Annotated in this window: 20 protein-coding genes; 5 read left to right on the top strand and 15 right to left on the bottom strand. The window is 62.2% G+C overall.

From position 1 onward, the window contains the following. Window positions 1–99 precede the first annotated feature (99 nt). Window positions 100–396, bottom strand: a complete 297-nt coding sequence (locus FZ983_RS30470; protein ID WP_149228304.1) for a DUF6538 domain-containing protein — start codon at window positions 394–396, stop codon at window positions 100–102. A gap of 437 nt (window positions 397–833) precedes the next feature. On the opposite strand from FZ983_RS30470, the gene FZ983_RS30465 reads away from it, so the two are divergent. Continuing rightward, window positions 834–1,127, top strand: coding sequence for a hypothetical protein (locus FZ983_RS30465; protein WP_149228303.1), 294 nt, complete (start codon window positions 834–836; stop codon window positions 1,125–1,127). Window positions 1,128–1,224: 97 nt separating this feature from the next. Here FZ983_RS30465 and FZ983_RS30460 read toward each other — a convergent pair whose 3' ends face one another. From FZ983_RS30460 to FZ983_RS30450, 3 genes are all read right to left on the bottom strand, one after another. After that, complete coding sequence (locus tag FZ983_RS30460; protein ID WP_149228302.1) at window positions 1,225–1,965, bottom strand: hypothetical protein; 741 nt, start codon at window positions 1,963–1,965, stop codon at window positions 1,225–1,227. A 565-nt stretch (window positions 1,966–2,530) separates the two neighbouring features. Beyond that, on the bottom strand, window positions 2,531–3,979 hold the full coding sequence (locus FZ983_RS30455) for a hypothetical protein (protein ID WP_149228301.1): 1,449 nt from the start codon (window positions 3,977–3,979) through the stop codon (window positions 2,531–2,533). 104 nt (window positions 3,980–4,083) lie between these two features. Then, window positions 4,084–4,326 carry a helix-turn-helix transcriptional regulator gene (locus FZ983_RS30450; RefSeq protein WP_282187072.1) on the bottom strand — a complete coding sequence of 81 codons (243 nt, stop codon included), beginning with the start codon at window positions 4,324–4,326 and terminating at the stop codon, window positions 4,084–4,086. Between the two features lie 114 nt (window positions 4,327–4,440). On the opposite strand from FZ983_RS30450, the gene FZ983_RS30445 reads away from it, so the two are divergent. The 4 genes from FZ983_RS30445 to FZ983_RS30430 all read left to right on the top strand — a co-directional run bounded on the left by FZ983_RS30445 (window position 4,441) and on the right by FZ983_RS30430 (window position 8,574). Then, on the top strand, window positions 4,441–4,989 hold the full coding sequence (locus FZ983_RS30445; RefSeq protein ID WP_149228299.1) for a hypothetical protein: 549 nt from the start codon (window positions 4,441–4,443) through the stop codon (window positions 4,987–4,989). Between the two features lie 200 nt (window positions 4,990–5,189). After that, window positions 5,190–7,235 (top strand): hypothetical protein, encoded by a 2,046-nt coding sequence (locus FZ983_RS34410; protein WP_188092581.1) that lies wholly within the window; start codon window positions 5,190–5,192, stop codon window positions 7,233–7,235. Beyond that, a complete protein-coding gene (locus FZ983_RS30435) occupies window positions 7,232–7,744 on the top strand; it encodes a hypothetical protein (RefSeq protein WP_149228298.1) in 513 nt (170 codons plus the stop codon). The genes FZ983_RS34410 and FZ983_RS30435 overlap by 4 nt, the downstream gene beginning before the upstream one ends. 11 nt (window positions 7,745–7,755) lie before the next feature. After that, window positions 7,756–8,574: a transporter substrate-binding domain-containing protein gene (locus FZ983_RS30430; RefSeq protein WP_149228297.1), complete on the top strand. Its 819-nt coding sequence runs from the start codon at window positions 7,756–7,758 to the stop codon at window positions 8,572–8,574. A gap of 38 nt (window positions 8,575–8,612) precedes the next feature. Here the strand turns inward: FZ983_RS30430 and FZ983_RS30425 are convergent, their stop codons facing one another. The 11 genes from FZ983_RS30425 to FZ983_RS34540 all read right to left on the bottom strand — a co-directional run bounded on the left by FZ983_RS30425 (window position 8,613) and on the right by FZ983_RS34540 (window position 16,440). Beyond that, entirely contained in the window at window positions 8,613–9,224 is a 612-nt protein-coding gene (locus tag FZ983_RS30425; protein ID WP_149228296.1) for a hypothetical protein, read from the bottom strand. Window positions 9,225–9,502: 278 nt separating this feature from the next. After that, a complete protein-coding gene (locus FZ983_RS30420) occupies window positions 9,503–10,087 on the bottom strand; it encodes a glycosyl hydrolase 108 family protein (RefSeq protein ID WP_188092580.1) in 585 nt (194 codons plus the stop codon). A 74-nt stretch (window positions 10,088–10,161) separates the two neighbouring features. Continuing rightward, window positions 10,162–10,650 (bottom strand): discoidin domain-containing protein, encoded by a 489-nt coding sequence (locus tag FZ983_RS30415; RefSeq protein WP_149228294.1) that lies wholly within the window; start codon window positions 10,648–10,650, stop codon window positions 10,162–10,164. Window positions 10,651–10,653: 3 nt separating this feature from the next. Then, on the bottom strand, window positions 10,654–11,298 hold the full coding sequence (locus FZ983_RS30410; RefSeq protein WP_149228293.1) for a hypothetical protein: 645 nt from the start codon (window positions 11,296–11,298) through the stop codon (window positions 10,654–10,656). Continuing rightward, window positions 11,295–11,630 carry a hypothetical protein gene (locus FZ983_RS30405; RefSeq protein WP_149228292.1) on the bottom strand — a complete coding sequence of 112 codons (336 nt, stop codon included), beginning with the start codon at window positions 11,628–11,630 and terminating at the stop codon, window positions 11,295–11,297. Before FZ983_RS30405 ends, FZ983_RS30410 begins: the two co-directional genes overlap by 4 nt. A gap of 7 nt (window positions 11,631–11,637) precedes the next feature. After that, window positions 11,638–13,107 carry a hypothetical protein gene (locus FZ983_RS30400; RefSeq protein WP_149228291.1) on the bottom strand — a complete coding sequence of 490 codons (1,470 nt, stop codon included), beginning with the start codon at window positions 13,105–13,107 and terminating at the stop codon, window positions 11,638–11,640. After that, window positions 13,107–13,952: a hypothetical protein gene (locus FZ983_RS30395; RefSeq protein WP_149228290.1), complete on the bottom strand. Its 846-nt coding sequence runs from the start codon at window positions 13,950–13,952 to the stop codon at window positions 13,107–13,109. The genes FZ983_RS30400 and FZ983_RS30395 overlap by 1 nt, the downstream gene beginning before the upstream one ends. Next, on the bottom strand, window positions 13,952–14,164 hold the full coding sequence (locus FZ983_RS30390; RefSeq protein WP_149228289.1) for a hypothetical protein: 213 nt from the start codon (window positions 14,162–14,164) through the stop codon (window positions 13,952–13,954). The genes FZ983_RS30395 and FZ983_RS30390 overlap by 1 nt, the downstream gene beginning before the upstream one ends. Then, a complete protein-coding gene (locus tag FZ983_RS30385) occupies window positions 14,161–15,087 on the bottom strand; it encodes a hypothetical protein (RefSeq protein ID WP_149228288.1) in 927 nt (308 codons plus the stop codon). The genes FZ983_RS30390 and FZ983_RS30385 overlap by 4 nt, the downstream gene beginning before the upstream one ends. 11 nt (window positions 15,088–15,098) lie before the next feature. Beyond that, a complete protein-coding gene (locus FZ983_RS30380; RefSeq protein WP_211103015.1) occupies window positions 15,099–15,932 on the bottom strand; it encodes an ORF6N domain-containing protein in 834 nt (277 codons plus the stop codon). A gap of 124 nt (window positions 15,933–16,056) precedes the next feature. Next, on the bottom strand, window positions 16,057–16,440 hold the full coding sequence (locus FZ983_RS34540; protein ID WP_211103014.1) for a hypothetical protein: 384 nt from the start codon (window positions 16,438–16,440) through the stop codon (window positions 16,057–16,059). Window positions 16,441–16,443: the final 3 nt, after the last annotated feature.

The following is a 16,443-nucleotide window of genomic DNA, read 5'->3' as shown; positions in this document are numbered from 1 at the left end:
ACGCGCTCACTCGGCCATCGGATACATCACCCCCGAACAGGCCGAGCTAAAATCTGCGTGAACCCGTGTCCACCGAACCGGGGCAAGATCACCCCGTTCCTACACCACGGCCGGGGACACGATCGCCCGTTCGGTTTCCGCCTGAAGAAGCATGTCATTACGAAGCCTGGCCAAAAGCCCGCGGATTGTCTGATCGCCACGGGGGTTAGTCATCGCGCAAATCTCTTCCAGAGCAAAGTCCAGCGCGATCCCACGGTAGACCGCGAGGCGCCGATCACTGGTACCCAGCGACAGCCCTAATATGGCTTTCTGTCCGGAAGAAGAAAGATCACGCGGCGGACGGCGACGCCAGTACCAGGCCACATTGCGAAGGTGCAAGTGCGAATGACGGGCCACACGGCAGACTCCTCGTCGGCCATCGCGGTGTCACAGCTTGGTGTAGCGGTGCGACACAGCAACGGCATTGCCGGAGTGCGCGCCGTCCGTAAGTTCCTGAAAGTGCTGGCCGTTTGGAGAGGGTGGTTGGGGGACTAGGATTCGAACCTAGGCTGGCGGAGTCAGAGAAGTAAAAATCAAAATTAACTTCAACAGCTTCGCCATTTTTGTTGCATTGATGTCGCGTTCATCCCTTATCATCCTTTTCCATCTATTACATAAACCTACATCGTGACGACCCTTCCCCTGCCATTTTCTCTCAATGTCGCCAACTCAGCTCCACCAAATCGACAATGGGGCACATGATTTCCCGCAACCGCATAATCCACAGAGGGGTGGAAACTTCATGTAAAGTAACTAATATTTCGTTCGGCTACAGAACCAATGCGGAGGACACAATGGAAGATAACCCGAGCGTCGGCGAGAAGATCCAAGAAACCATTACGACTGGAAAGGTGAATACCTTCACCTACCCCGCCGAGTATTTTGCTTCAGATCGTGGGCCAGGAATGCCAAGCTTCCTAAAAACGATCAAGAGCAAGGGCGTGAAAGTCGAGGTTATGGGATCGAAAGAAGCGCTTTCTGATGCCGGCTTGCACCCAGGCGATGTTGTGGAAGGTTGTGCCGTTCACGAAGGTGACTCGGGTGAAGCCGGTCGCTCGCTCCTGTTCAAGGTCGGGCTCCCTGACTGACGTACGGGGCTTATAGGTTCAACAATCGCGCTTCAACTGGGTGTCACAGCCCGCCGGCCGGGGGCCGGCGGGCTGTCGTGGCGATAGCTAGCAGCAGTCATGCCGCCAATCGATCAAGGCTTTGGGACAGAGCTGAGTACGGCACCGTAGGCGCCCCATTCTCCAGAAGGAGAATATCCTCTGCTTTCCAAGGGAAACGATCATCATAGACGATGCGTTGCACTATTCCTTCATCACCCCGGTTCCGAACATCAAGGTTTGCCAGAACGCGGGACGCAATTGACGAGTAATCAGGAGTCACAGCATCCAAGAGCAGGAGCTTACCGCTTTCCGCTTTGACGGTGTAATCAAACTTATACTGTCTATTACTCTCACCAAGAAAGAGTCGATCTTTCTCAGTACGATTAGGGAACCTCTGCCAAAGTATGTTTTCCAGCATCTGCTTGAAGTCGCGCGCTGGGCGCATTTTGCGATGCTCCAGCTCCCGGTGCGCCGCCTCTTGCGAAGCATTCGCCACCAAGAGAATGGCGACCGGTAGGTTCTCGGCATTCACAGGGGGTGAGATGATGGCCCCGCGCTCGACACGGAGCCCTTGAGCGCGAGCGTACTTATGCAGGAAGCGGTCTCCGCCGGCCTGCTCAAGTCCCGCATCCTCCAAAGCCGCAATTGCTCCGCCGTTGTCGGACACGACGAACTGATCCTTGCCGCCGCGCACGAGCACTCGCACCGCATCATTGGATGGGTAGAGGCAGGTCGTGTGAACAAGATAGCCGTCCCCGTGTGGCTTGCAGCCAACAAGAGAGGCGACAGCTTGCTGAATGGTGGTCGGGCAGCTCATAGCAGTCTGTCCGCTGATGGTAGCGGCGGCATAGTCGTACCTTGAAAAGATATGTTAACCTGCTCGCAAAACCACTGCAAACAGTCTTCCAGCCCCTTGATATTTGGCGGTAGGGATCGCGCAAACGGAAGCTTTGGTGGAAGAGCATTCCCTCTCATAAGGTGCCGATTGTCCCCCCATGCGTGCATGTGGCTGCCGAGCACCAAGCCCTGCGGCACCCCCTCAATCTCTGAAAAGGGATTTGGATGTCGGTCGTCAGCATCAAAGTCCACCCGCCAAATCGCAGGGGGCACCGAAAGGACGATCTTAAACCGTGTGGTCGGCCCATTGGGGAAAAAGGTGATTGTTAAAACCCCTCTGTCTTCACCTAGGAACCGCACCGGCCATTGAATACGATAATCCTCATGGCCGTTTCCTTGGCGCCATTGCGCTACGCCCCCTAGAACCTTTTCAGCCGACAGGTATTCGTCTATTGCGTTGGCGCTCAAGTCACCCCGCCCCCTCTTCGCTCATCATCCACGCCAGCACGCGATTTGCTCGCTGGCGCGGCGATCCCCTTTGCCTGCTACAGCTTCGATAGGGTTTCCATACCGACCGGGGTGGGTTTCTGGCGACCGTCAAAAATCACGTGGGCATCGGTTGACGTGACCGCATACACGGTTCCGGTCCCGAATGTGGGATGGCGCACCCGGTCTCCAGCGACAAACGCCCCCACCGACGCATACGACACCTTTCCAGTTGCAGGGCCGCCGCTGAACGACGATGTGCTGCCGGATGCCTTCGCGATGCCGGGAATGCGGCCAATGGCGGTGACAAGCCTGCTAATCGCTTCAGACCGTAGGGCATCTGGCGAGGACGGAGAACCGCCGTTGCCGCAGACAGTCTGCATATGGTCATTCGCGACGAAGTCAGCTCTCTGAACGCCACCGAACACATTCTGAATGCGCGCGTTAGAGCATGATCTCCATTCACGTGAAGCGCGATCACGTACCAGTTCATCGAAGGCAGGGGCGCCTTTGCTCGTAGCTTTAACTTCGAAGGCGTAGGAGAGTTGGACGCCACCGCTTGACACTTCATAAATATAAGATGCGTTCCGCGGCATTAGGAGTGCAGCGGCTAAAAGGTTCACGTCTGTTTGACTGTAGGTCACTGTCTGAGTTTGTTGAGGAGAAGCCCTCTCGTCCCATTGCAACTTTTTGACAGACACATTGACAGCAGCCTGACCATTTTTAATAAAGGTCAGATTGGGAGATAGTTGACGCAATTTCGGCATTGCGTCCTCCTCAATCAGCCTGTCATCAAACGCAATCTTGACCGTTATCTCGCGACCAGCAATTTCCTTCGAAGCGTATTGGGGGAACAGCTTCGCAACTATCGTCTTGAGGTCCTGCGTCGAGAATTCCAGGTTGGGCAATTCCGCCTGTAGAGCCTTGAATTCATCAGAATGCGAGCCGGCAGCTTCGGCGCGCTCAAAGACGCGCTGAGCGAGGTTGTACGGCTTGGTACGCGATCCAGGGGCACCCTGCTTACGCAGCAAAGCCAAGGATCGGTTGTAAATGATGCGCTGTTGGTCCGGCTGACCGAGCGACGAAAATTGATCGACGGCATCTGTCAGCAACCACTGCAATCGGTTGCTCCTGTTGCCATCGGCAGCAACTTCGTTAGCTTCTTTGCGAAGCGCTAAACGGTCGCCCTGCGATAGAACAGAAGAGAACGTATCGTAATCTAGATTTTTAACTAATTGAACGAAACGGTCAGGATCGGATGCATCTCGCATCTCAGAACGAATAATCTCGGGCAAAGCGGACTTAAACTGCGGATTTTCGTTAAATATTTCCACCGCCCGCTTTGCACCCTGCCCATAGCTGGCGAGGTCCGACTGTATGACGCGATATGCCTTCAGATACTCACCTTTGCTGGCGTAGGCTTTCGCTTCTTCACGTCGTTGTGCCTCGTACTTTTCGGCCACAGTAGCGCATCCGCTCAGCAGCGCGACAACGGCAACAGCCGACACGACTCGCGTTAACCTCAGCATTCATTCCCCCATATGCCAGCGCGATCTGCAGAAAGCATGCGCAACCTAGGGAGACTGGCAAAGCAACGCTTTCCTGTCGAGGTTCAGCTTGTAGCTTTTAGTCGCACTCCAGGACCACCTTCCCCGTGATAGGCGCCAGTTGGAATGAACTCGACTCCGGCCGCCTCCAAAGCGGCTTGAAGCTTGCTCAATGTCCCGGCCAAGGCGTCACCGCCACTCTCAATCCTGCTGACGGTGTTTGGCGTTACTCCGGCTTCCTTCGCTAGTTCGCGCACCCCCCACTGAACCGCCGCGCGAGCCATGCGGATTTGATCCCCCGTAATCATCAAACGTTACCCTGTATCTACGGATAGCGATTTTGTATTGACGGGCTACCCCTTCCGTCGATACATTGTACCTATCGAGCGAGACAGCGCAACGCTTAAGAGGGGCAATCACCAATGACCGCCATGTTCTCCGCCCTCATGCCCACCGGTACCATTCCCGCCCGGTCGCTGACCATCCACAAGTCCGACGCCTGCACCGTCTCCTTCGACGGGTACGGCTCCGCCTCGATCTCCGGCCCTCGGCAGGCGGAACTTGCAGTCATGATTTCGGCTCTGCCGATGGTCCTTCGGTCGCTGGCGAAGGTCTGTGCCATGCTCCGTGACCGCGACGGTACGGCGTCGCCCTACGTGGCCGAACTGGAGGCCACGCTTATGGAAGCGGGGCTCAACCCCGACATTCCCACGGAAGAGGAACAGCTCATGTCCACCATCACCTCTGCGTTGCCGGTGGAGCGCTTCGCCATGCTGCTGTCCAGCATCGCCGACACGCTGGACGGGCTGCTGGCGGATCGGAAGGCCCTGCATTCCACGCCGATGCCCGTTCGGGACGCCCTGGCGGACATCTCGACCACGATCAGGCGTACCCTTCGCGAGAACCCGCTCGAACAGGCTGGCCCGGTTCACGCGGCTTCGGCCGACGATTGCGCCAACCACACGGCGTAAGGCTGGCAAGCCGAGCAATCGCCGCTGACCGGCAATAGACGAAACAATCATGCAGGATAAAGGAGGGACGATTTCAGCAAGTAACCCCCTGTAGTGCCTTGAGGGGTTTCCGTCTCGGGTGATTTGATCCATTCGCCGCTGACCAGAAACAGTGATGGTCGCCGCGATACTTCTCAAATCGCTCATTCATGGAGACGGCAATGCCTGATACCCATCTCGCCATGCCCCGGTCCCTGTCGGCTGAACTCGCCCAGACTCCGGAGGCATTGGCGGCCCATGCCCCCATGACGACGAGCGATGCAACGAACGGCACGGCTGCGGCAGCAGCGGCGTTCGCACGGCTGCTCGCGTCCGGAGATCAAGCGATGCAGTCCGAGACCGAGAACACCGCATCGACCGCGGAGCGTAAACCCCTGCCTTTGAGGGACGCCTTGCTGGCGGGAACCGCCGTCACGCCGCCCCACCCCGACGCCGAAATCCTAGAGTTGGCCCGTCAGCGCCGGGCGGTCATTGACGCCATGGATGTCGGCGTGGAGGACGATGAAGTCGACCGTCTGGAAAAAGAGTGGCTGCGCCTGGACAGGCGCATCATGGACATCGAGCCGAAGACGGGCGCCGGATTGGCCGCTCAGTTGGCGGTGGTATGGCGCGGGTTGGACCCGGCGGACGGATATGAAGATGGCCCAGCTCCCAAAAGCAGAGAGGAGCGCCAATGGCTGTGGAAGGCAAAAGAGAACGCGGCCAAGCTGGACGATGACTCCGCCACGCTGGATGCCTTCCGGGAGTTCCTGTTGGCTCAATGTGGGTGGGTCCCCGCTTGGAGCGACGAAGTATCGGGCGCCTACTCCGATCATTGCGACGCTCTGGCCATGGAGGTGATGGCCAAGGAACCCACTACCGCCGCCGGCTTCGCCGCGCAGTTCTATACGTGGCTGCACCTCCAGCACGGCGCGCCGTCCGAAGACGATCTCCTTGCCGATTACTCGCCCTCCTACAAGCCTGAACACGCTCATTTCGCACACAATCAGGCAGAGCGGATGATCGTGGAACGGGCGTTCCGCATGACGGAGGCGATCCGGGGTGAAGAGCGGTTCCGCTCATACCTGCGCCAGATGGACGGCGCCGCTTTGGGACGGATGCTCGATGCTACGGCAGACGCCACCAAGTTGCCGGCCGAGCCGGAGCGGCAATACTCCTTCCCCGACTGGATGATGGAATTGGTCGCCGAAGCGGACGCGGCGATCATGGCTGAGATTGCGGCATCCAAGACGCGGAACCCTGACAAATGGGCAGAGCAGGATCGCCAGATCACGGACGTGTGGTGCCGAATTCCAGAAGAGCGCAAAGAAGCCGAAATCCGTTGGCTGGAGTTCGGCGTAGCGGAGGACCGCTTCCATCGCATGGCCATGACCTTTGCCGGAAGCATCGGTCGGGGAGACCAGTACCGCCGCGATCTGTACAGGATGGCCGACAAGGGCGGCGATGCCGATCTCCTTGACCTTGGCCGTCTCCATGAGGATGCCGTCCGCGACGCCGACGCCGTCCATGCCATTGCCCGGCCGGAAGCGGAGGCGGAACGGCTCAACGACCGCATCAGCAGCCTCAAGGACCGCATCTTTGCGACGGAGGCGACCACGCTTGCGGGGTTGGCGGTCCAGCTCGCCGCGCTGTGGGACCTGCAGGGGCCGACGCTGGAGGAGGAGAACGGGCCGCTGGAGGATAGCGATATCGGGCTGAAAGCCGTTTGGAACATCTGGCAGACGGCGCGGAAGCTGTCGGGGCAGCCGGCGGATATCCGCCCCATCGTCCGCGGGGATGACGATATCTCTCCGGAGAACCGCGCAGACCTTCAGGCGATCAGCGCTATCTACGACCAGCTTGATGCAGTCGGCAAAGCCTCAGTCGTGGCGGTCGCCCGCGCGACGATCCACATTCAGCAAGCCGTGAGCATTGCGCAGGCCATCGGGGCGGAGTTCCCGGAGGCGTTGGCGGGCGTGGCCAAGATGATGCGTGCGGACGCGGCGCTGCTGGAGGCGGCGGCGAACGATCAGCGCCAGGACGCCGACGCCTTCGCCGATACGGTGATGGCATTCGAGGCGGAAGCACCCGCCACGCTGGCCCTGCCCCTGGAGCCGACCGGCCGCATGATCGACGCGGGGGCCGGTGCCGCCGGTATCACCCCGGAACAGTTCCAAGCCGCCTACGCCGCAGCGGTGGAGGCCCTCAAGCTGGAGCGCGCAGCGTGACCGTCCTTTCCTTCCCCACCACGGACCGGGGCGCCCAGCGCCCCGCCATCCGGCCGGAGACCACGATCTTGCGCCTGACGCTGGCAGAGGCGGCCGACTGGCAACAGACCATCATGGCCGAATGCCGCCGGCAACGTGTCCTGACGCCGTCTCTGCCCGCCTATCTCAAGCGCGAAGGTCTGATGGATCGCTGCACCTTCCTGTCCAGCACGGGACCTGGTGAGCCTCTGTGCTTCCGCCATCTCGGCATTCCGACGCTTTCCGTCCTTGGGCGCGCGTGGGGCCGCTCCGTCCTCAATCAGCCGGACGAAATGGACCCGCATGTCGAGTTCGCCCATAGCGTCGGGGCGCAGTATGCCGAGACCATCGGGGCGGGGGAGGCGATCTTCAACCGCGTGACCGTCTCGGGTGTCGGCCGCCCCTTCGTCTACACCCACGCCCTGTATGGATGGGAGGTCCGGGGCCGCCGTGCCGTCCTCTCCGCCGTCGACCTGCAAACGCTCCACTGAAAGCCGCCGCCATGAACAAGCCCGCTATCATCGCCGCTGGCGTTGCCCTTATCGCGTCCATCGCCTTCGGTTCCGTGTCGCTGGCCAAGCCCGAACCGCAACGTCTGCGCATCGCCACCGAAGGCGCCTTTGCGCCGTGGAACGCCACCGATCCCGCCGGCCGGCTGGTCGGGTTTGAGGTCGATCTAGCGCACGATCTGTGCCGCCGGATGGCCGTGGAGTGCGAAGTGGTGGCGCAGGATTGGGACGGCATCCTCCCCGGCCTGCAGCAGGGCAAATACGATGCTGTCATGGCGGGTGTCAGCATCACAGCCGACCGGGCGAAGGTGGTGGACTTCAGCGGCGCCTATGCGGCCGATCCCGCGGTATTCGCCGTCCGCCCCGGTTCAGACCTGACCATCCCCACGGTGGGGAGGGTGGACCTGTCGGCTGACCGATCCGACGCGGTCGGTCTGGTGGCGAAGTCGCTGAATGGGAAGGTTGTCGCCGTCCAGACATCCACGATCCACGCCAAGATGATGGAGGCGTATTTCCCCGGCGCTACGGTTCGGACCTATGACCGCCTGGACCACGCCGCGCTTGATCTGGCAGCGGGGCGGGTGGATGCGATGCTAGGCGCCCGGTCCGCGGTGGAAGCCATCGGGCCGACCGTGAAGGCCGCCGGCCCGGACTTCATCCGTGGCGCCCTTGGGAGCGGCGTTGCCGTTGCCGTGCGGAAGGGCGACGCCCTGTCCTCCAGGTTCTCCCGCGCAATCTCGGACGCCGCACAGGACGGCACCACGGCGGAGATGTCCCGGCGGTGGTTCGGCTTCAACGTCTCCGTCGAGTGACGCCCCAAACTTCCCGCTGTGGGAAATTCCGTCCGTGTCTACGTACGTACGGACGCAGATGCAGAGGCGGTGTCCTTCAGGTCCAGGATGACCGCTTCCCGGCTCCACCGCATGAAGTGGAGAGGCAACCGGCCGACGCCGTCTTGGTGATAGAGAACCGCGGGCCGTGGCTCTAACAGCGCCCGGCCGGCGCACCGGCGGGACCAGACAGGCACCGTCTCCGGATCGACCAGCCCCACCACCCACCGCGGCGACCAGCGGTCCATCGCCACAAGCCGCGCCGTGGCGCCCAGCAGATGGAACAGCCCACAGCCCCGCCAGTCCGGGCGGTTCCAGCCGGCCACGATCCAAGCGACCGCCCCGGACGTCTCCAGCGCCGCCCCGGACGCGCAGAAAGCCCACTCCCCGCCGGGTGCTGCGACATGGGCGTGGAATGCCGATAAGTCGCTGATGCGCTCCCCTATGCTGGTGCCGGCGCAGTCCAGCAGAACCACGCCATGCGTGGCCACTATCTCCCCATCCGCGTCCGCGGCACCGATCCAGAACGCGGGAGCATCGGCCGGACGGGGGAGGAGTGGGAACCAGCCGTCACGGTGCCGGGCGTTCAGCGCCTCCAGTTCCGCCCAATCGTCGGACAGGATCAGCGTCACGCCCTTGCTGATGCCGTTTGCGCACAGGGCATCGCGTGCGGCCGATAAGGGGGCGGCATGCGGCCTACCCCCAAGGCGTAAGGTCTCAACGAGTTTTCTCACTCTGTCAGCCCTCCAGGGCGCTTTGATCTGGCGTCAGGCGCGGGCACGCGGGCATAACTCAAGGTTGCGACTGTCTGGCGGTGGAGTCGCCTAGCCGAAACTGTTGGAAACCCTAGGCGGTTTCCCGATTTTGCCGCCGAAATCGCCCGGCCGGTTCAGTATCCCGGCGGTTGTGCCTACCGGTCGATGAACTCGGCCAGCCGGTTGAGCCACCCGGCGGCGTTCAGTGCATCGTCTTCGGTCCGCCCGCGCTTCCGCGCGTCACCGGTGATGATCTGGCCATAGAACCGCATGCGGTTGGCGAAGACAGACCGCCACAGCTCGGCCGCGTCAGCGCCGTTGACCGCCGCCAGCGTCTTGGGTCCGACCGCACCGTCCACCTTCAGAAGCGGCCGACCGGCAACATCGTTGACGGCGTCCTGGAGCCACGCAGAGGCGCGCCCGGTTCCGTGGTTCACACCACTGTCGATGACCAGTTCGCGCAGATCGGCATCCGCGATGCTGGAAAAGCCCGGCCCATCGACGTAGCGGGAGCGGTAGATCGCCCGCACCTCCGCCTCGTCCAGAGCGGCAACGTCGGCCGCGGTGACCGGGCGCTTGCGCCATGAGGCCAGCGTATCAAGGGTGATGCCGCCCTTTGTCGGGCCGCCGCGGTCGCTCTGCCGGTTGGTGTAGCGTGGCCACCCTTCGCGCTTCAGGATGGCATCAATGATGGCGCCATTCTGGTCGATCTGGAGCGCGCCGTTTGTCTGTGTCGTCATGGTCGGAACTCCGGGCATATAAAAGGCCGCACTCTGGCGGCCTATGGGGGATCGTTCTGGAGTCTTGTCGCGGGCTACCACTTTATGACTTTTTCTTCGTTATCAGACCAAGACAGCCCTGATACTGAGCCGATCAGTGTCCATGTAGCGAGGTCCTGGGAGCCAAGCACTTGGAATGCTGTCGGAGCGGCGCCGGCCCCCTCCGCGTTCATGTACACACCATTCACGCCAAATAGCCGCTGCGGCCCAAGGTAGACCTGCAACCAAGGCTGGCCGTTGCTGTCAGGCATACTGGACGACCAGAAGTTTGCGTAAGTGCCGTCAAACGCTTTCCACGGAAAATTACTGCTGGAATAGCTGGAAGCGGATGCAACAAGCGGCGCCGGGATGTTGTCTCCCTCCATGTTCCCGCCCGGCAGTTGTGCGCTGCCGGACAAGAACCTCAGTTCACGCAGCACATAATCTGATGTAGGGGAGGCCCGCGAGAGAAAGACCATCCGAAACGCCGACCACCCCCGCCGCGTCGGCAGGGTTGCAGACATGCTGAGAGGGTTTATGAGCATGGCTTAGGCGTCCGTCTGTGCGTTGATCGTCAGGTACAGCCTTACGCCGATCAGGCGGGCCGATGCGGACAGCGTATCGCCACCGGCCGCCGCGTCGCGGTAGACCTGCAGGATGACGGTATCCAGGGCGGCGGGACTGCCGGCGATGGTCATGGCCGACGTGGCGCTGGTCAGGTGAGCTTGGTTGGCGGATAGCAAGGCGTCCGTCACGGTGACGGCCATTCCGAATGCCGCATCAAGCGCATCGCCATCGCCCACGGCCAAGCCCTGGATGCCCCACACGACTGCGCCGCTGCCAGATGCCGCAGTCCACACGAACTGCGCGGAGACCGTCCCGCGATCCCAGCTTTTCGGCATGGCGATGGCGAATTGGCCGTACTGCGCCGTGTTGGGGTCGTAGTCGTAGCCGGCCACCATCACCTTGTTGGTGCTGGTCTCCGTGGCGTTGTAGACCGGGCCGCTGGTCGTGCGGCCGATCATGCCGGTGGCGGGGAGCCAGATCGTGTGGAGACCCTGCTGAATGGACGAGGTGACGCCAGCCTGTGCCGTCGTCAGGGCTGTTTGGATGCCCGGCACCGCGTCGACCCGCTCCTTGTCAAGTGGCGCCATCAGGCCGGCGCGGTAGGTGCCTGCGAGGGGAAGGGTCACAGCATGAACCTCCGGCGAGGATTGTTGACTTCGGAGAGGGTGTAGGGCGCAGCGGCCTCGACGATGGCCGCCCACTCGGCAGGATCGGAGCCACGGCGCGGGCCGCGGATGTTGGCGTGGAAGCGCTCATCCACGACGGCAGGCTCCGTCACCTCTCCGGTCTCGGGGTCGACCACAGGGGCGGTCAGAGCGAGCGGACCGATGGGGTCCAGGTCGCACAGCGGGCCGGCGGTCATCCAGCACGGAGCGCCGTCCTCGTCGGTCGCCCGCAGCATCGGTAGGGCTTCAATCAGCGCGGCCTCAGTGTCCGCGCGCAGTCTCAGGACAGGCATGGGGACCTCACGCGGTCAGGAGTGGATGGATCGGGTCAGCCAGGCGGCGGGAGAAGCCGGTTAGACGCGACAGCCAGCCGTTCAGGTGATACCCCGCCGTATCGTGCCCTATGCGCAATGTCGTCAACCCAGTCGGGATTGCGCCGCCACTTGCGGTCACGGCTCCTCCGCCGTTCAGCGATGCGGCAAAACTTCCCGCCTTCCAGCCAAATGACACCTTGAATGGGCTGTTGTTGGCCAGAATTCCAAGGAACGTGACGGCCACCACCGACCCGCCGACGATGCTGTACGCAGAGAGTCCGCCATCCGACCCGCGCTGCACAAGGAGCCGGTTCGCGGGAGACCCGCCGTCGATCTGCCACAAGACTTGCGCCGCTCCGGATGGGAGCATGGGCGGCGCGGTTCCGCTGGCATAGATCGCCCCCTCGTTTGGGTTCCACCCGCTGACATTGGACAGCAGTAGGGTGTTGACGTCTGCGGCGCGGGTGACGGTGGATGAGGTGGTGGGGATGTAGGAGGTTGGGAAAGAACCCGCTTCAACCTGCGTGCCCCACACATACATGCCACTGGAGCCATCCCCCGCGTAGGACGTACCGCCGGAGTTATTCCGCAGACGCACATAGAGGCGGCTGTTCGCCGCGGCGGTGGTGCCGGACACCCACGGTCGATAGTAGTTGCCGACCACCTCAATCCCGCACGACCCGGTGCCCGAGTTCATGGCAATGGTGCCAGTGGCCAAGTCGAAATAGGCACTGACGAAAATACCGTCAGTGTCGTTGTAGAGCATCACCTCGCCTTTGCTGCGCTCAGCAGCCGACGCATGGACGGACCCGCAGATGACGCCTGCCGGGACTGTAGCTGCCTGATAGGCGGCGTGAACCCCTGTGGACGTATCGTCGATCAGTTTGTCTGCGGTGAATGTCCCGTCAGGGGCGAAGGCGACATTGGGAGAGACGGTAGCGCCAAACTTCGTCCAGGCGGCGTTGTCGAAGGCGGCGGAATACATCACCCGGTTGACCCGGCTTTCCTCAATCCGCAGCCCGCGTAATGCCGATGTTACGGGGGCGTATTCGATGGGCGCTGTCCCGCTGGCAACGTAGGTCAGCAGGCCGTTTTGCCCCATCACCCACTTGCCGCTTGATCCGGTGATGACGCCCGAAGGGACGGCCGCCGGGCCGGAGAACGGGAAGTCGATGATTGGGTCGATGCCGGCGATCTCGGACGGCTGGACGTGCTGGACGATGCCGGCGGCGGTGTTGGCCGCGGCTACGGCTTGGTCGCGGGCGGCGGTGACGATGGGTACAGCAGGCGCCACCAGTGCGGCGGCGGCTATGGCGGCTTCTGACGCCTCCCCCACCCCCTCCGACCGCGCATCCATCTCCGCGATCACGTCGTCAAAAAAGGCGTCCCAATTCTCCACGTATTTGAACGGCAGCATATCGGCCACCGTCCAGTCTCTCCCGTTGAAAGTGGCCATCAGATCAGTTCCTCCGCATTCATCGACCAGCCATAACGCTGGTGCGACGTGGTGGTGATGCCGGCGGTATCGACCAGCGCGGCGTAGATGGTTCGGCGAAACTGGATGGATGGGTCGTCGTTCTGGTCGTAGACCAGCAGGAAATCCCCATCCTTGCCGAGTTGGTTTTCAATCTCGAAGCCCGTCGCGAAGGCGTCCCGCTCGGTCATCGCCTCGAAGGTCATCGTCATGGTCCGGTAGCACGGACGGCGTCTAACCAGGCGCCGGCCGCCGCGGGTCCGGCGGGTCTCGCTCGGGTCCACTGTCCGGACCTGAAACCCGTACTTCACCCGGTGCGACCAAGCCTCACCCGCCATGAAGCGGCCCGCCTGGAAATAGCCGGCCGGGTTGTCGACGTCGCTCACGTAGGTGAAGAGATATCGCCCGTAGACGGTGGAGGGGGAGAAATGCAGGTCGATGGTACCGCCGGGATAAGCCGCCGTGTCGATGCCGTCGAAAGAGAAAGCGCCGAACGGGCGGGCGCCCCAAATCTCGGTGGCCACCCGCATCCGCTCCATGCCGGTATCGTAGACGGGCGTTCCGCTGTTGGTGGGGCTGTTGGTGACGACGTGCCGGCGCTTCGCCTGTACCGTCCCGTTGTGGTTGAGGATGGCGAAGCAACTCAGCGGCACCAGCCGGCCGAAGTCGATCCGCCAATAGATGGAGGCTTCCGCGGTGTCGGTCGACCGGGCAAGCTCCATCACGTCCTGTGTCGTCAGGTTGTCCAGCGACAGCCCGCCCGTGTCGATCCAGGACCCGCCCGTAAAGGTCCCGTCATCGGTTGGTTTCTTCCATAGCGCGTGCATCAGCCCATCACCTTCATGGTCAGGGTTTCATCGTTGGCGTTCCGCTCGATCTCCAGGGCGACGCCGCGCCAGCCGGACGACAGTCCATAGCGGTCATCGGTCAGCTTGACCGTGTGCCCGACTGCTTCGCCATGCGCGTCCAGCGCGTCGATACGCTCGATGAATGTGGCGCGGGCTTCGTGCCACTGCGCCCCTGTCTCAGTGATGGTCATGGGGTCGCTCCATTTTCAGGGAACAAGTCCCGCTGTCTCGGATCGGCCGGCGCAGTGGCGGCCTTGGGTTTCGTCTTGCGTGGTCGGCGGCTCGGTGGCGCACCAACGGATGTCGCATGCGGGGCGTGCATCACCAGCGACTCAAGGTCACGGTGGATGGCTGCCTCGATCCGGTCGTCCTGGCACTCCAAGGCGCGGTAGTAGCGGGAGCGGAACAGCAGGTCGGAGAGATCGCGGGCGGGCAGCTCCGTCTCCAGCAGCATCCGCACCCGCTCCATCCGACCGTAGGCGGCAAGGTCAAGGGCCGTGTCGCCGGTCTGCCAGTTCTCGGCCGCTTCGATTTCACGCTCCCGTTCGCGCCATGCCTCATATTCGGCGTGGGCATCCTGGATGGTGGTCGGAAGCGTATAGGCCGTTTCAATGGCCGCCCGGACCTGTTGTGACACCTCCTTGAAGCCGAAGAAGTCACCGCAGTGCCCAATGTTCTCGATATGATGGGTCCAGCGTGCCCACGGCTGCTCGCAGGGAGTGATCAGGGAGCCGAGCGCAGCGCGCACCTTCTGCTCCCGCCAGCAGGGAGCGACGGCAGCCTCCGCAGACCCGTATTTCTCGATTACGGCTTTCCGGTAGGCGGCCCGCTTACGAGTGCGCTCCGCCTGTTCTGCCGCCCGCTTGGCCTTCCAACCCGGCTCCATCTCCTCCATCCGGTCTTCAAAGCCGGTGAAGATGTCGGTGAAGGTCGGGGCTGTCGGTTGGGCATACACGACGACGGGTGCCTCCTCCGCGATTACATCGGAGAAGGTCTTGCCCGCCGCCTTCAGCATGTCCCGCGCCTTGCGCAGCGCCGCCAACGCCTCCCCATCGTGATCACTGCTCGCCAGCGCGAGAACCTTCGCGAAGCGGTCGGCGTTGAACGTCGTCATGCCGGCCTCCGTCAGCGCTTCACGTCGGCCGAAACACCCCGCGTCTTCCATTCCAGGATGGCAGCGTCCACCAGCGACTTGCCATGAGCGTTCCACCGCCAGTGCTCTACCTGTCGGCTGCTGTGTTCGGACTGGCCGAGCCGCATCTCCCCGGTCGAGTCGTCGCGGGGAATGCCGGCCTCGTTGGCGATCCGTCCCACCCGGTTGATGGAGATGTCATGCTCCGTTGCGATGTCTCCCGCCGTGTAGAACCGCCCCTCCAGGCGCGGGAGCGGGATCAGCGGCTCGCCAAGCACCTGACCGCTTAACCGGCTGAAGGCCGCCTGGAGCGAAGTCTCAGACAGAGACGGGAAGGCCGCGCGCAGCTTGTCGGGGAAGGACGTCAGTTCGCGCAGCAGGGCGCCGCTGAGCCGCGGGGTGGTGACCTTCTTGGCCGGCGGCTCGATCAGCCCTTCCTTGACGGCGAAGTAGGTGTCGACGAGCCGATCATAGACCTGCCATGCCTCATCGGTTTCGAGGATCTTGGCATGAGCCAGTGCGCCACGCTCAGTCCACAGCAGGACGGACGGAGCGCAGGGGTCGATGTCATTTGGATATGAAGCTTTGAGTTGACGAAGCGCGGAGCCGGTCACGCGTATAACGTGCACGTCTTGAACGAACCGGGCCTTGTTCCGATTGTAATTCTGGATGATGCGCTGCGGGTCAGTCCCATACGCATGCGCCAGTCGTTCAGTGGTCATCACCGGAACGCCGTTGAAGGCGATGATATTCGGGATGTTGCCCGTTTGTGCCCCGTATGAGTTCTGGACGCACGAAGGCCTTGCGGCCATAAAAGGCTCGCTCATTGGTCGCTCTCCTAAGCGATGGGTGAGTTAGATTGCTACGTCAGTGGCGACCGAAAGTACGGCGGTAGGGCTGTCTCGCGCCAACGGTTGGCCCTACCGACCATGCCGGCCGGTCGCGAATTCATCAGGGGACTCCACCGACCTTGGCTTCCTGGTCGGCGATCCAACGCAGCAGCGTAGATTTCCGAGCGCAGACCAGAGCACCCATTCGAAAGACCGGGATTTTGCTGGTCTGAGCGAGATGGTAGACCTTTCGACGGTCCTCAGCAGTTCCATAAACGAACTCTGCAATCTTCTCCGCCCCTGGCAAGACATCATTGCCGATTGTCTTTACTATTGCGGAAGGCATCACTTGCGCCAGCATGTCTGCCAACTCGTCGGCCAGACGGTCGGCCAAGTGTTCCCCAACATGCGTTGCGATTGCTATCCCGTTTTGCGGGCTTGGCTTCGCGATGGTAGCCTTTGCCACCTTATGCCAAATCTCATCCAGCGAGGATTGCGCACTCACTTC

It is taken from the genome of Azospirillum sp. B21, from assembly GCF_008364825.1.
Lineage (GTDB): Bacteria > Pseudomonadota > Alphaproteobacteria > Azospirillales > Azospirillaceae > Azospirillum.
The sequence above is the reverse complement of the archived record's forward strand: the minus strand, read 5'-3'. Positions and strand labels throughout refer to the sequence as shown.

Coding starts and splice junctions, on each gene's coding strand:
- FZ983_RS30420 (WP_188092580.1), bottom strand. CDS start 10,087: ATGACGACACAGACAAACGGCGCGCTCCAGATCGACCAGAATGGCGCC.
- FZ983_RS30465 (WP_149228303.1), top strand. CDS start 834: ATGGAAGATAACCCGAGCGTCGGCGAGAAGATCCAAGAAACCATTACG.
- FZ983_RS30460 (WP_149228302.1), bottom strand. CDS start 1,965: ATGAGCTGCCCGACCACCATTCAGCAAGCTGTCGCCTCTCTTGTTGGC.
- FZ983_RS30400 (WP_149228291.1), bottom strand. CDS start 13,107: ATGGCCACTTTCAACGGGAGAGACTGGACGGTGGCCGATATGCTGCCG.
- FZ983_RS30395 (WP_149228290.1), bottom strand. CDS start 13,952: ATGCACGCGCTATGGAAGAAACCAACCGATGACGGGACCTTTACGGGC.
- FZ983_RS30380 (WP_211103015.1), bottom strand. CDS start 15,932: ATGAGCGAGCCTTTTATGGCCGCAAGGCCTTCGTGCGTCCAGAACTCA.
- FZ983_RS30390 (WP_149228289.1), bottom strand. CDS start 14,164: ATGACCATCACTGAGACAGGGGCGCAGTGGCACGAAGCCCGCGCCACA.
- FZ983_RS30445 (WP_149228299.1), top strand. CDS start 4,441: ATGACCGCCATGTTCTCCGCCCTCATGCCCACCGGTACCATTCCCGCC.
- FZ983_RS34410 (WP_188092581.1), top strand. CDS start 5,190: ATGCCTGATACCCATCTCGCCATGCCCCGGTCCCTGTCGGCTGAACTC.
- FZ983_RS30385 (WP_149228288.1), bottom strand. CDS start 15,087: ATGACGACGTTCAACGCCGACCGCTTCGCGAAGGTTCTCGCGCTGGCG.
- FZ983_RS30430 (WP_149228297.1), top strand. CDS start 7,756: ATGAACAAGCCCGCTATCATCGCCGCTGGCGTTGCCCTTATCGCGTCC.
- FZ983_RS30415 (WP_149228294.1), bottom strand. CDS start 10,650: ATGCTCATAAACCCTCTCAGCATGTCTGCAACCCTGCCGACGCGGCGG.
- FZ983_RS30405 (WP_149228292.1), bottom strand. CDS start 11,630: ATGCCTGTCCTGAGACTGCGCGCGGACACTGAGGCCGCGCTGATTGAA.
- FZ983_RS30450 (WP_282187072.1), bottom strand. CDS start 4,326: ATGATTACGGGGGATCAAATCCGCATGGCTCGCGCGGCGGTTCAGTGG.